We start from the raw sequence: 13,779 nt of genomic DNA, 5'->3' as shown, positions 1-13,779 counted from the left end.
GTAATCCCTCCTCCTAGAGTGGATCCATGACGGACGCGGTTCGCACGCACGCCCTTCTCAAGCGCTACGGACCGCAGGTCGCGGTGGCGGGCGTCGACCTCGTCGTCCCGGCGGGCAGTTTCGCCGGGCTCGTCGGCCCCAACGGCGCCGGCAAGACCACCACCCTCAGCATGGTCACCGGGCTGCTCCGCCCCGACGGCGGGCGCGCCGAGGTCGGCGGCCTCGACGTGTGGCGTGACCAGCTCCAGGTCAAGGCGCGCATCGGCGTGCTGCCCGAGGGGCTGCGGCTGTTCGAGCGGCTCTCGGGCCGGGAGCTGCTGCTCTACTGCGGCCGGCTGCGCGGCATCCCCAGGGCCGACGTCGAGCGGCGCGCCGCAGAGCTGCTGCGCGTCATGGACCTGGAGGACGCGGCGGGCAAGCTCGTCGTCGACTACTCCACCGGCATGCGCAAGAAGATCGGCCTGGCCGCGGCGCTGCTGCACAACCCGGCCGTGCTCTTCCTGGACGAGCCGTTCGAGGGCGTCGACCCGGTCAGCGCCAGCACGCTCACCGAGGTGCTGCGCCGCTACACCGCCTCCGGATCCACCGTCATCTTCTCCAGCCACGTCATGGACCTGGTCGAGCGGCTGTGCGACTGGGTGTCGGTCATGAGCGGCGGCCACATCGTGGCCCAGGGCCCGATCGGCGAGGTGCGTGGCGGGCACAGCCTCAACGAGGCGTTCCTGCGGCTCGTCGGCGGCCCGCGCGCCGCCGGTGACGCGGGGCTGAGCTGGCTCGGCTCCCAGCCCGCGAGTCCAGCAGTCCAGGAGGAGGCGTGATCGGCACGGCGGCGCTGTTCGCGCAGCTCAAGCTCCGCCTCATCGCCGGGGCCCTGCGCGGCGACCTCCAGCGCAAGCTCGGCTTCGTCTTCACCCTCGTCATGGCCGCCGGCATCGCCGTGCTGGGCTTCGGCCTCATGACGCTGGTGCGCCTGGCGCCGCGCGACCTCGCCACCGACCTCGTCGTCGTCGCCTACACCGCCATCCTGGTGGGCTGGATGACGGTGCCGCTGCTCGCGTTCGGGCTCGACGACACGCTCGACCCGGCGCGGCTGTCGCTGTTCCCGCTGCGCACGCGTGAGCTCGCGACCGGCCTGCTCGCCGCGTCGGCCACCGGGGCCTGGCCGGTCGCCACGCTGATCGTCGTCGCCGGCGCGCCGGCCGGCCTGGCCGACGGCCCGGGCGGCGTGCTGATCGGGCTGGTCGCCGTGCTCCTGCAGTTCGCCCTCTGCCTGGTGCTGTCCCGGCTCGTCACCACCTCCCTGTCGGGCGCGCTGCGCACCCGGCGCGGTCGCGACCTGCTGGCCGTGGCCGCGCTGTTCGTCGTGCTGCTCGCCCAGCTGCCCAACGTGCTCCTCAACGCCGACCTCGGCGACCCGGCCGCGATGCTGCGCGGCGCGGCTGACGTCCTGAGGTGGACGCCGCCGGGCCTGCTGGCCCACGCGATGGCCGACGGCGGGCTCGCCGGCCTGGCCGAGGTCGCCGTCGTGGCGCTGCTCGTCGTGCTGGCCGCCTGGCTGTGGATCAAGGCGCTGAACCGGGCGCTGGTCACCCCCGACGCCTCCACCCAGACCGCCTCCGTACGCGAGGGCGGCGGGCTGGCCGACCGGATCCTGCCCGACGGGCCGCTGGCGGCCGTGGTGGCCAAGGAGCTCAAGTATCTCCGGCGGGAGCCGCGCTTCCGGGTGCTGTGGTTCAGCGCGATCGCCGTGAGCGTCGCGATCGCGTTCTCGCTCAGCTCCAACACTCCGGGCGGGGCCGGCCCTGGGCTGCCGATCGGGGTCACCTCGATGGCCGCCATCATGATCGCGCTCCAGTCGGGCAACGTCTACGGCATCGACGGCCCGTCCCTCTGGATGAACGTCGTGGCCATCGGCTCCGAGGACGGCTTCCGCACCGACCTGGCCGGCCGGCACCTGGCGAGCGCCATCGCCGCTACGCCGCTGCTCGTCCTCATCGCCGTGGCGGCGTCGCTGTTCACCGGGCATCCCGGGGCGATCCCCCTGGCCGTCCTCGCCGCGTGGGGCGCGCTCGGCGTCGGGCTCGGCGTCGGCACGGTCACCAGCGTCACCATCCCGTACACGGTGCCCGAGCGCATGAACGCCTTCACCGGAGCCGCCCCCGGACAGGGCGGCCAGGCGTTCGCCTCCGCCATGGGGGCGTTCGCCGGGATCTTCGCCCTGTCGCTGCCGCTCGCGATCCCGATCGCGTTCGGGCTGGTCTGGCTGTGCGCCGTCGCCCCGGTGTACGGGCTGCTGATCGAGACGCTCGGCCGCCGGCTGGGCACGACGATCGGGTTCGCCCGGATGCCGGAGCTCGTGGCCGCCGTGTCCAGGCCCACCTGAGCCCGCGACGAGCCCTGTGAGCAGTGGTCTAGTCCATTAGGTGAGACCGGGCTACGTCCTCCGGCGGCGACTGGATACCCTTCGAGGCATGATTGACCAGGGGATCCAGCGTCGCAGCGCCGCCGTCACCGAGATGCCCGACGAGCTGCGGCACGATGTGCGACTGCTCGGCAAGCTGCTCGGCCAGGTCATCGCCGAGCAGGGTGGCGAGGACCTCCTGGCCGACGTCGAGCGCCTGCGCAAGGCGGTCATCGCCGCGCGCCGTGGCGAGGTGTCGGCCGACGAGATCACGGCCATGGTGGAGGCGTGGGAGATCGACCGGGCGGTCCAGATCGCCCGCGCGTTCACCTGCTACTTCCATCTGGCCAACCTCGCCGAGGAGCACTACCGCATCCGCACCCTGCGGGAGCGCGACACCGAGGGCGGCGTCCAGCGCGAGTCGCTGGCGCAGGCCGTCCACGAGCTGGGCGCCGACCGCGTCGCCGAGCTGGTGGAGAGCCTGGAGCTGCACCCCGTGCTCACCGCCCACCCGACCGAGGCACGCAGGCGGGCCGTCGTCACCGCGATCCAGCGGATCAGCGGCCAGCTCACCGAGTACAACGCCCCCGGCCGCGGCGCCTCCGAGCGCGCGGAGAGCCGGCGGCGGCTGCTGGAGGAGATCGACCTGCTCTGGCGCACCGCCCACCTGCGCCCGAGCAAGCTCGACCCGCTCGACGAGGTGCGCACCGCCATGGCCGCCTTCGACGAGACGCTGTTCCGCGTCGTGCCGCAGGTCTACCGTTCCCTCGACGCGGCGCTGGCCGACGGCACGGGCACCCGGGCGCCGCTCGCCCGGCCGTTCATCCGCTACGGGAGCTGGATCGGCGGCGACCGCGACGGCAACCCCAACGTCACCGCCAAGGTCACCCGCGAGGCCGTGCAGATCCACGCCGAGCACGTGCTGACCGCGCTGGAGAACGCCACCACCCGCATCGGCCGCACCCTTACCTCCACCGCGCAGTTCGCGCCGCCCTCGCCCGAGCTGAAGGGCGCCATCGCCGCGGCCGAGGACGCGCACCCCGAGCTGGTCTCCGAGCTGGCCACCCGCTCGCCGCGCGAGCCGCACCGGCAGTGGCTGCTGTTCGTGGCCGCCCGCATCGCCGCCACCCGCCGCCGCGACCTCGACCTCGCCTACCTGTCGCCCGGCGACCTGCTCGCCGACCTGCGCCTGGCCCAGGAGTCGCTGGCCCGCCACGCCGCCCGCCAGGCGTACGGGGAGCTGCAGCACCTCATCTGGCAGGTCGAGACGTTCGGCTTCCACCTGGCCGAGCTGGAGGTGCGCCAGCACTCCCAGGTCCACGCCGCGGCCCTGGAGGAGATCCGGGCCGGCGGCGAGCTGTCGGAGCGCACCGAGGAGGTGCTGTCCACGATCCGGGTGATCGGCTGGATCCAGGAGCGGTTCGGCGTACGCGCCTGCTCCCGCTACGTGGTCTCCTTCACCCGGGGCGCGGACGACGTCGCCGCCGTCTACGAGCTGGCCGAGCACGCGCTCGGATCGCGGGCGCCAGTACTCGACGTGGTGCCGCTGTTCGAGTCGGGCCAGGACCTCGCCAACTCGCCCGGCGTGCTGTCCGGCATGCTCGACATCCCGCAGGTGCGCGACCGGCTCCCCGCCACCGGCCGGTGCATGGAGGTCATGCTCGGCTACTCCGACTCCGCCAAGGAGCTCGGCCCCGCCGCCGCCACGCTGCGGCTGTACGAGGCGCAGGAGCGGCTGACCGCCTGGGCGGCGGAGCACGACGTGCGGCTGCGCATGTTCCACGGCCGCGGTGGCGCGCTCGGCCGCGGCGGCGGGCCGGCCAACCGCGCCGTGCTCGCCCAGGCACCCGGCTCGGTCGCCGGCCGGTTCAAGGTCACCGAGCAGGGCGAGGTCATCTTCGCCCGCTACGGCCACCTGGCGATCGCCCGCCGGCACATGGAGCAGGTGGCCAACGCCGTGCTGCTCGCCTCCTCGCCCACGCTCGGGGAGCGCGCGGCCGCCGCCGCCGAGCGGTTCCGCCCGCTGGCCGAGCGGGTGGCCACCGCCTCGGAGGCCGCGTACCGGTCGCTGACCGAGGCGCAGGGCTTCCCCGAGTGGTTCAGCCTGGTCAGCCCGTTGGAGGAGCTGGGCTCGCTGCGGCTCGGCTCGCGCCCGGCGCGCCGCGGGCTCGGCGCGCCGCGCTCGCTGGACGACCTGCGCGCCATCCCGTGGGTGTTCGCCTGGGCGCAGACCCGGGTCAACCTGCCCGGCTGGTACGGCCTGGGCACCGGCCTCGCCTCGGTCGGCTCGCTGGACGAGCTGCGGGCCGCCTACCAGGAGTGGCCGCTGTTCAACGCGCTGCTCGACAACGCCGAGATGTCGCTGGCCAAGACCGACCGCTCGATCGCCGAGCACTACCTGGAGCTGGGCGGCCGGCCCGACTTCGCCCGCCAGGTGCTGGAGGAGTACGACCTGACGCGGCGCCTGGTGCTGGAGGTGACGGGGCACACGCGGCTGCTGGAGAACCGCAAGGTCCTCTCGCGGGCCGTCCAGCTCCGCGACCCGTACGTGGACGCGCTGTCGCACCTGCAGCTGCGCGCGCTGCGCGCCCTGCGCACGGGCTCCCCGTCGGAGCACGAGCGCGAGCGCCTGTCCACGCTCCTCCTGCTCTCGGTCAACGGCGTCGCGGCCGGCCTGCAGAACACCGGCTGAGCCGACCGGGTCTCTTTCGAAACGCCGAGGGCCCGGTCGCCAGGCGACCGGGCCCTCGAAGCCCCGAGCTCAGCGCAGGCCGGTGAAGAAGGCGTGGATGTCGGAGGTGAGGGCCTCCGTGGCGGTGTGGGCCGTGTAGTGGCCGTGGACGGGGGCCGGGAGGGTCTTCCACGAGACGATCCGGGCGTGGTCGCGCTCGGCGAAGGCGCGGATGGACCGGAAGTCGCCCTCGGCCATGGCCAGCGCCATCGGCACCGTCGTCGGCTCCTTGCCGGCCTGCTGGGCGCTCTGCTGGGCGCGGGCGTTCTCCCAGTACAGGCGCAGCGCCGAGCCGGCCGTGCCGGTGAACCAGTGGATGGCGGCGTTCAGCAGCACGAAGTCGTCGTCCAGGTCCTCGTCGAAGAGCTGGGCGAGCCAGCCGACCAGGCCGGCGGGCGAGTCGGCGATGGCGTGGGCGAGCGTCTGCGGCTGCTGCGAGTGCAGGACGTTGAAGGCCCCCTTCTCCTTCCAGAACCAGTCGAGCACGGCCAGCCCCGCCTGGTCCTCCTCGCTCAGGCCGGCGAACTCGGCCGGGTCGCCCGAGGGGAACGAGAAGATCTGCGTCACGTGCACGCCCACCACCTGGTCCGGGGCGAGGCGGGCCAGCTCGGGGGAGATCATGGAGCCGGCGTCGTTGCCGACCGCGCCGTAGCGGTCGTAGCCGAGGCGGGCCATGAGCTCCGCCCACGCGCGGGCGATGCGGAGGTTGTCCCAGCCGGTCTCGGTGGTGGGGCCGGAGAAGCCGTAGCCGGGCAGCGACGGGATGACCAGGTGGTAGTGGCGCGACAGCGGCTCGACGGCGTTGAGGTACTCGGCGATCGAGCCGGGCCAGCCGTGGGTGAGGATCAGCGGCAGGGCGTCCGGGTTCTCGGAGCGGATGTGGAGGAAGTGGATCCGCTGGCCGTCGATCTCGGTGGTGAACTGCGGGTGGGCGTTGAGGCGGGCCTCCTGGGCGCGCCAGTCGAAGCCGGTGCGCCAGCGGGTGACCAGGCGCCGCACCCGCTCGACGCTGACCCCCTGGTCGGCGCCCGGGATCTCGTCGGTGAAGCGGGTCAGCGCGAGGCGGGCCTGCAGGTCGTCGAGCTCGGCCTGGGGGATCTCGACGCGGAAGGGGCGGATCTCGGCGCTGCTGGCGGTCATGCTGGACACCTCTCCGAAAGGAACGGAACGCTTTGTTCTGTCTCCAGAATAGCAGAACGGAATGATTTGTTCCACTATTTTGGGTCCGATCCACAGAGATCGTGACCGCGGCCATGGCCCGCGCCGGGAGCACGCATGAGCGCGCCGCCCCCGTCAGGCCCGGACGCGTTCGTGACCCGAGTAGACGTTGCAGCGCTCGCCGCGCAGGAACCCCACCAGCGTCATCCCGAACTCCCTGGCCACGTCCACGGCCAGCGACGACGGCGCGGAGACCGCGCACACCACCGGCACCCCGGCCGCCAGCGCCTTCTGCATGATCTCGTAGCTGGCCCGGCCGCTGACCATGAGCACGTGCCGGTCCAGCGGCAGCCGCCCGGCCAGCGCCGCCCAGCCGGTCACCTTGTCCACGGCGTTGTGCCGGCCCACGTCCTCCCGTACGGCCAGCAGCTCGCCCTCCGGGGTGAACAGGCCGGCCGCGTGCAGCCCGCCCGTCTTGCCGAAGACGCCCTGCCCCGCGCGCAGCCGGTCCGGCAGGCCGTACAGCACCTCGGGCGTCAGCTCGACGGCCCCGGACGGCACGGGACGGCAGCGGTCGCGCAGCGCGTCGAGGCTGGCCGAGCCGCACACGCCGCACGCGCTGGAGGTCAGGAAGTGGCGCTCCAGCGCCGGCAGGTCGGGGATCGGGCCGCGCAGCCGTACGGTGACCGTGTTGTAGCGGGCCTCGGGCGGCACGTCCTCGTCGGTGCAGTAGCCGATGGCCGCGATGCGGCCCGCCGAGACGAGCCCCTCCGCGTGCAGGAACCCGGCAGCCAGCTCGAAGTCGTGGCCCGGCGTCCGCATGGTGATCGCCACCGTACGGCGGGCGCCGTCGAGCGAGGTCAGCCGGATCTCCAGCGGCTCCTCGGTGGCCAGGTCGTCGCGGCGGTCGCGGGTGATCCCGCCGGACAGCTCACGGACGCGGACGCGGGCGGTGGGCCCGGGGCGCTCGCTCATGCCCGGCGCACCGTCGCCGTCGCGTTGTAGTCGGGGATCCGGGCGTCGGGGGAGCGGCGTGACTCGTCGAGCAGCACGTTTCCCTCGGGCCAGTGGATCTGCAGGTTGCCCGGCACGATCGGCGCACGCAGCACCTTGCCCCGGTAGGAGCGCTCGCCGGAGCGCAGCTCGACCGGGGTGCCGTCGGGCAGGCCCAGCCGGTCGGCGTCGTAGGCGCTCATCAGCACCGCCTCGCGGGTGGCGCCGTTGAAGCCGTCGAGCCGCTCGTGGACCATGCTGTTGAACTGCTTGCCCCGCCGCGTGGCCACCATGAACGCCCCGTCCGGCCGCTCCAGGGCGGGCAGCGGCACGGCGGAGAACCTCGCCAGCCCGTCGGCGGTCTGGAACCGGCCGTCGGCGAACAGGCGCCGCCCCCCGTACTGGACGTTGTCGCCGAACGCGCCCAGCCCCGCGATGCCCGCGTAGAACGGCACCGCCCGCTCGATCTCCTCCCGGATCGCGGGCGTGCCCGTGAAGCGGACCTTCGGCGCGAGCGCGGGCCGCGTGCGGGCCGCCAGCTCGGTGAAGATCTTCCACTCCGGCCACGCCTCGCCCACCCGGGGCCCCTCCACCTCCGGCGAGAAGATGATCCGCCGTTCGGTCGAGGTCTCGGTCACGCCGCCCGTCATCTCGTAGCGGGTCTGCGCGGGCAGCAGCAGCACGTCGCCGTCGGACGGCGCCAGCATCTGGGACGACAGCACGATGTCGACGTGGACACGCAGGCGCGGCCGGCGCAGCGCCTCGCGGCAGTAGGCGGGGTCGGGCAGCACCTCCAGGAAGTTGCCGCCGCTGGAGACCAGCACGTCCAGCTCGCCGGCGTGGGCCGCGTCGATCATGTCGGTCGCGGTCAGGCCGGGCGCCGCGGGCACCTCGAAGCCCCACAGATCGGTGAACCGCGCGGCGTTCCCGGGGGTGACGGGCAGCCCGCCCGGCAGTCCCGTGGCGTACGCGCCCATCTCGGCGCCGCCCTGCACCCCGCTGTGCCCCCGGATCGGCATCAGCCCGCAGTGCTCGCGCCCCACGAATCCCCGGGCGAGCGCCACGTTGACGATGGCCCGCACGTTGTCCTCGCCGAAGGTGTGCTGCGTGATGCCCATCGACCACACCAGCACCGCCGACCTGGCCTCGGCCAGCAGCCGGGCCAGCCGCAGCATCTCGTCGCGCGAGGCGCCCGACAGCGCCTCCAGCTCCTCCCACGACTGCCCGGCGACCGCCTCGCGCGCCCGCTCGAACCCCGTCGTACGGTCCGCCACGAACTTCTCGTCCACCCAGCCCCGCTCGACCAGGTGCTTGAGCACCCCGTTGAGGAAGCCGATGTCGCCGCCCACGTTCACGCCGAAGAACTCGTCGGTGATCCTCGTGCCGAACACGGCCGACTCCGCGTTGGAGGGCACCCAGTACAGCTCCATGCCCGGCTCGCGGTAGGCGTTGACCATGGCCACCCGGGTGCCGGCCTTCTTGGCGTGGTAGAGGTACTTCATCGCCACCGGCTGGTTGTTCGACGGGTTGGATCCGATGAAGACGATGAGGTCGGAGCCGATCCAGTCGGTGTAGGAGCAGGTGGTGGCCGCCGCGCCGATCGTCTGCTTGAGCGCCACCGTCGAGGGCGAGTGGCAGATGCGCGCCGCGTTGTCGATGTTGTTGCTGCCGAGCGCCCGCACCGCCTTCTGGGCGGCGTAGTAGTTCTCGTTCGGTACGCCCCTGCTGGTGAGGTACACGCCGAAGCGCGCGTCGCGCAGCCCGGCCGCCGCGATCGTCAGCGCCTCGTCCCACGAGACGCGCGTGAAGCCCGGCTCGCCCGCGCGGCGCAGCATCGGGTACGGCAGGCGTCCCAGCTCGCGCAGCTCCGCGCTGCGCCGCCCGGCCAGCGCCGACACGTCACGCAGCAGCGAGACGTCCAGGGCGGGCATCGTGTTGAGCGGCAGGAGGCGCAGCCGGATGTTGCACAAATGGATCTCGTCCATGGTCCAGTCGCGCATGCCCTTGGTGCCGAGCGCGCAGCCGTCGCACGTGCCCTGGGTGAGGATGCGCCAGGCGTACCTCCTGCGTCCCTTGACCGCGCGGAACGCCTTCAGCAGCTCCAGGTAGTTGTTCGGCTTGCGCAGGCCCAGGCCGAACGGCCGCCAGGACGCCCAGTTGCGTGGATCGAGAAGCTTGCTCACCCCTCCATCTTGCTCCCCCGCCCGGCTCGTTCCGCCAGGGGAGGGAACCCCGGTTGTCAGCGCTGGGGGCCGCGTCGGAGAAGATGGACGGGTGCCGGACTCGCGCTACTCCGATCTCGAACGCCCGCCCCTGTCGGAGGCGGCGCTCAACCGCGCCCTCGTCCGGCCGGGCAGCCTGTGGACGGGCATCGCCGTGGTCGAGAGCACCGGCTCCACCAACGCCGACCTGGCCGGCCTGGCCCAGCAGGGGGGCGCGGAGGGCACGGTGCTGGTGGCCGAGGAGCAGCTGGCCGGCCGGGGCCGGCTCGGCCGCTCCTGGAGCGCGCCCCCCCGCTCGAGCCTGATCGTGTCGGTGCTGCTGCGGCCGCGGCCGCCGATCGCCACGCACGGCTGGCTGCCGCTGCTGTTCGGCGTGGCCGCCGCCTCGGCCGTGCGCCGGCTGGGCGAGGTGGACGTGCGCCTCAAGTGGCCCAACGACCTGCTCATCGGCGACCGCAAGCTGGCCGGGGTGCTGGCCGAGCGCGTGGAGGGCGCGGTGGTCGTCGGCATGGGCCTGAACGTGTCGCTGCGCGCCGACGAGCTGCCGGTGGGGACGGCCACGTCACTGGCCCTCCAGGACGCCGCCTGCCTCGACCGTGACCCGCTGCTGCGGGCCGTGCTGCGCGAGGTCGAGAGCCACTACGCCGACTGGGCCGAGGCCGGCGGCGACGCCGACAAGGCCGGGCTGCGCGCCGCCTACCAGGCGTCCAGCGCCACCATCGGGCGCGAGGTGCGGGTCGAGCTGCCCGGCGACCGCTTCCTGACGGGCCGGGCCACGGGCGTCGACGCGAGCGGCCGCCTCCAGCTCACCGCCGAGGGCGAGAGCCACACGCTCAGCGCCGGAGACGTCGTCCACCTGCGCCCGTCCGCCTGACGGCGCGCCCTCGGGAAGCTCGGCGTAGCCGCGCGTCCCCCGAGGTGGCACGATACGCGCATGACCATCCCGGACCATCACCTCACGCAGGGTGAACGTCGCGTCAGGTCCTTCCACCCGCACTGGAAGCGCCTCATCGGCCCCGCGGCCGCGCTCGTGCTCGTCGCCGCGGCCTCGGGCGCGGCGCTGTTCCTCATCCCGGGCGACTGGGAGTACTCCTCCTACGCCAGGATCGCCGTCTACGCGATCGCCCTCATCCTGCTGGTCGTCTGGTCGTTCGTCCCGTACCTCCAGTGGAAGAACACCGGCTACGTGCTGACCACGCACCGGTTCACGATCAGCTCCGGGGTGCTCAACAAGTCGACCGACGAGATCCCGATGGCCAAGGTCAACACGGTCAGCTCCGACCAGACGTTCGTCGAGCGGCTGCTCGGCTGCGGCACGCTCACCGTGGAGTCCGCGGGCGACCGGGGGCAGATCGTCCTGCGCGACATCCCGCACATCCAGGAGGTCCGGGCCGACCTGTTCCGGCTCCTGGAGGACGCCACCGACGGCGACCTCGACGGCCGTTGACCTCCGAGGACAGGCACGTCGAGCCGGCGGCCGAGGACAGGCCCAGCCGGCCGACGGCCGAGGAGATCGGCCTGCTGCTGGCCGGGATGCCCGCCCGCCTCACGCGCTCGGAGGTCGCGGCCGGCGCCGGCGTCTCCCAGCGGCTGGCCGAGCGGATCTGGCGCGCCCTGGGGTTCCCCACGTTCGCCGACGACGCGGTCGCCTTCTCCGAGGCCGACGTGTCCGCGCTGGGGAGGGTGCGGGAGATGCTCGACCGCGGCCTGCTGGACGAGGCCACGGCCATCCGCATGGCCCGCGCCCTCGGCCAGACCACGGCCCGGCTCGCCCAGTGGCAGGCCGAGATCATCATCGGCCACCTGCTGCCCGCGGAGGGCGAGCCGTCCGACGAGGAGCTGGACCGTGTGGTCGCCACGGCCCGCGAGCTGCTGCCCGACTTCGAGCAGCTCCTCGTGCACGTCTGGCGGGCCCAGCTCGCCGCCGCGGGCACGCGCCTGCTCGCCCTGGCCGACATGCGTCCCGAGGCCGCCCTGGGCCGCGTGTCGCTGGCCGTGGGGTTCGCCGACCTGGTGGCGTTCACCCGGCGGGCCAGGGAGCTTGACGAGCGGGAGCTGGCCGACCTCGTCGAGGGGTTCGAGGCGCGCGCGGCCGACATCGTGGCGGCCCACGGCGCCCGGCTGGTCAAGACCCTCGGCGACGAGGTGCTCTTCACCGCGCCCACGCCGGCGGGTGCCGCCGCGATCGCGCTCGACCTGGCCGGCACGGCCGAGCTGCGCATCGGCCTGGCGTACGGGCCGGTGGTGCCGATGATGGGCGACGTGTTCGGCACCACGGTCAACCTGGCCGCCCGGCTGACCGCCGCCGCCCGGCCGGGCACGATCGTCGTGGACTCCGGCATGGCCGAGGGACTCGCCCAGGGCCTCGCCGGGGGCCTGGCGGGCGAGCCGGGCTTCGAGGTGCGCCCGATGCGGCGCAGAAACCTGAGGGGCCTCGGCATGGTGCGGCCCCATCTCTTGCGGCGATCATCCTCCTGACGCAGGATGGCTGCCATGCCGTACGAAGTGCGGGGCGTCATCGCCCGAGGTAAAGGCAGGGAAGTCTCCGTCGAGAAGGTGATCGTGCCCGATCCCGGGCCGGGCGAGGCCGTCGTCGCCGTGCAGGCGTGCGGGGTCTGCCACACCGACCTCCACTACCGCGAGGGCGGCATCAGCGACGACTTCCCGTTCCTGCTCGGCCATGAGGCGGCGGGCGTCGTGGAGGCCGTCGGCGAGGGCGTCACGGGGGTCGAGCCGGGCGACTTCGTGATCCTCAACTGGCGGGCCGTGTGCGGCCAGTGCCGGGCCTGCCTGCGCGGCCGGCCGTGGTACTGCTTCGCCACCCACAACGCCACCCAGAAGATGACGCTGGAGGACGGCACCGAGCTGTCGCCCGCGCTCGGCATCGGCGCGTTCCTCGGCAAGACGCTGGTGGCGGCCGGACAGTGCACCAAGGTCTCACCCGAGGCCCCGGCGACCGTCGCGGGCCTGCTGGGGTGCGGCGTCATGGCCGGCCTCGGCGCCGCCCTCAACACCGGCGGCGTCACGCGCGGCGACTCGGTCGCGGTCATCGGCTGCGGCGGTGTCGGCGACGCGGCCGTCCTGGGCGCGCAGCTGGCCGGCGCCTCGAAGATCATCGCGATCGACGTGGACGACCGCAAGCTCTCCTGGGCCCGCGACTTCGGCGCCACCGACACGGTCAACTCCCGCGAGAACGACCCGGTCGAGGCGGTCCGCGACCTCACCGGCGGGTTCGGCGCCGACGTGGTCATCGACGCGGTCGGGCGTCCGGAGACGTACAAGCAGGCGTTCCACGCCCGCGACCTGGCCGGCACGGTGGTGCTCGTCGGCGTGCCCACCCCGGAGATGACGCTGGAGCTGCCCCTGCTCGACGTCTTCGGCCGCGGCGGGTCGCTGAAGTCGTCCTGGTACGGCGACTGCCTGCCGAGCCGCGACTTCCCCATGCTCATCGACCTCTACCTCCAGGGCCGGCTCCCGCTCGACAAGTTCGTCACCGAGACCATCGGGCTGGACGACGTCGAGGAGTCGTTCGCCAAGATGGGCCGCGGCGAGGTGCTGCGTTCGGTGGTGATCCTCTAATGCTCGATAAAGTCGTCACCTCGGGGACGTTCTCGCTCGACGGCGGTACGTGGGACGTCGACAACAACGTCTGGCTGGCCGGCGGCGCGCGCGAGGTCGTCGTCATCGACGCCGCCCACGACGCGCGGGCCATCGCCGAGCGCGTCGGCGGTCGCGCCGTCCGCGCCATCGTGTGCACCCACGCCCACAACGACCACATCAACGCCGCCCGGGAGCTGGCCGAGCTGACCGGCGCGCCGATCCGGCTGCACCCGGCCGACCAGGTGCTGTGGGAGCAGGTGTACGGCGACGCGGTGCCGTACGAGCCGCTGGCCGACGGCGAGAAGCTGGAGGCGGGCGGCGTCACGCTGGAGGTGCTGCACACCCCCGGCCACTCCCCGGGGGCGGTCTGCCTGCACGCCCCGGACCTCGGGGTGCTCTTCAGCGGCGACACGCTGTTCAAGGGCGGCCCCGGCGCGACCGGCCGGTCCTACTCGTCCTTCGACACCATCATCGCCTCGATCCGCGACCGGCTGCTGACGCTGCCGCCCGAGACCGTCGCCCACACCGGCCACGGCGAGTCCACCTCGATCCGCGCGGAGGCGCCTCACCTGGAGGAATGGCTGGCCAGAGGTCACTGAAGCCTTACCTCGATGTGGCGGAGGTAACGTAGGCAAGCCTTACCAAACTGGGCTACATTTAGGTTTGCCTAACCT

General features: G+C 73.3%; 11 protein-coding genes. 8 read left to right on the top strand and 3 right to left on the bottom strand.

Translation table 11 applies throughout. The annotated features are described in order from the left end of the window. The first annotated feature begins 26 nt into the window (after positions 1-26). The 3 genes from AB0H81_RS10735 to AB0H81_RS10725 all read left to right on the top strand — a co-directional run bounded on the left by AB0H81_RS10735 (position 27) and on the right by AB0H81_RS10725 (position 5,093). On the top strand, positions 27-818 hold the full coding sequence (locus AB0H81_RS10735; protein WP_358372215.1) for an ABC transporter ATP-binding protein: 792 nt from the start codon (positions 27-29) through the stop codon (positions 816-818). Further along, positions 815-2,383, top strand: coding sequence for a hypothetical protein (locus AB0H81_RS10730; RefSeq protein WP_358372212.1), 1,569 nt, complete (start codon positions 815-817; stop codon positions 2,381-2,383). The genes AB0H81_RS10735 and AB0H81_RS10730 overlap by 4 nt, the downstream gene beginning before the upstream one ends. A gap of 88 nt (positions 2,384-2,471) precedes the next feature. Next, entirely contained in the window at positions 2,472-5,093 is a 2,622-nt protein-coding gene (locus AB0H81_RS10725) for a phosphoenolpyruvate carboxylase (RefSeq protein ID WP_358372209.1), read from the top strand. A gap of 69 nt (positions 5,094-5,162) precedes the next feature. Here AB0H81_RS10725 and AB0H81_RS10720 read toward each other — a convergent pair whose 3' ends face one another. From AB0H81_RS10720 to AB0H81_RS10710, 3 genes are all read right to left on the bottom strand, one after another. Next, on the bottom strand, positions 5,163-6,272 hold the full coding sequence (locus AB0H81_RS10720) for an epoxide hydrolase (protein ID WP_358372206.1): 1,110 nt from the start codon (positions 6,270-6,272) through the stop codon (positions 5,163-5,165). A gap of 153 nt (positions 6,273-6,425) precedes the next feature. Beyond that, positions 6,426-7,265 (bottom strand): formate dehydrogenase accessory sulfurtransferase FdhD, encoded by an 840-nt coding sequence (fdhD, locus tag AB0H81_RS10715; RefSeq protein ID WP_358372203.1) that lies wholly within the window; start codon positions 7,263-7,265, stop codon positions 6,426-6,428. Next, the gene (locus tag AB0H81_RS10710; RefSeq protein ID WP_358372200.1) at positions 7,262-9,466 is read right to left on the bottom strand and encodes an FdhF/YdeP family oxidoreductase; all 2,205 of its coding nucleotides are present in this window, start codon (positions 9,464-9,466) and stop codon (positions 7,262-7,264) included. The genes fdhD and AB0H81_RS10710 overlap by 4 nt, the downstream gene beginning before the upstream one ends. Before the next feature lie 91 nt (positions 9,467-9,557). On the opposite strand from AB0H81_RS10710, the gene AB0H81_RS10705 reads away from it, so the two are divergent. From AB0H81_RS10705 to AB0H81_RS10685, 5 genes are read left to right on the top strand one after another with little or no spacing between them, the layout of a single operon-like run. After that, positions 9,558-10,379, top strand: a complete 822-nt coding sequence (locus AB0H81_RS10705; RefSeq protein ID WP_358372197.1) for a biotin--[acetyl-CoA-carboxylase] ligase — start codon at positions 9,558-9,560, stop codon at positions 10,377-10,379. 60 nt (positions 10,380-10,439) lie between these two features. Continuing rightward, positions 10,440-10,952 (top strand): PH domain-containing protein, encoded by a 513-nt coding sequence (locus AB0H81_RS10700; RefSeq protein ID WP_358372195.1) that lies wholly within the window; start codon positions 10,440-10,442, stop codon positions 10,950-10,952. Then, complete coding sequence (locus tag AB0H81_RS10695; RefSeq protein WP_358372193.1) at positions 10,949-11,983, top strand: adenylate/guanylate cyclase domain-containing protein; 1,035 nt, start codon at positions 10,949-10,951, stop codon at positions 11,981-11,983. Before AB0H81_RS10700 ends, AB0H81_RS10695 begins: the two co-directional genes overlap by 4 nt. A 15-nt stretch (positions 11,984-11,998) precedes the next feature. Next, complete coding sequence (locus AB0H81_RS10690; protein WP_358372191.1) at positions 11,999-13,084, top strand: S-(hydroxymethyl)mycothiol dehydrogenase; 1,086 nt, start codon at positions 11,999-12,001, stop codon at positions 13,082-13,084. Continuing rightward, positions 13,084-13,704: an MBL fold metallo-hydrolase gene (locus tag AB0H81_RS10685; protein WP_358372189.1), complete on the top strand. Its 621-nt coding sequence runs from the start codon at positions 13,084-13,086 to the stop codon at positions 13,702-13,704. Before AB0H81_RS10690 ends, AB0H81_RS10685 begins: the two co-directional genes overlap by 1 nt. Positions 13,705-13,779 lie beyond the last annotated feature (75 nt).

The organism is Nonomuraea sp. NPDC050691, from assembly GCF_040654455.1.
Taxonomy (GTDB): domain Bacteria; phylum Actinomycetota; class Actinomycetes; order Streptosporangiales; family Streptosporangiaceae; genus Nonomuraea.
This window is presented reverse-complemented; position numbering and strand designations above follow the sequence as displayed.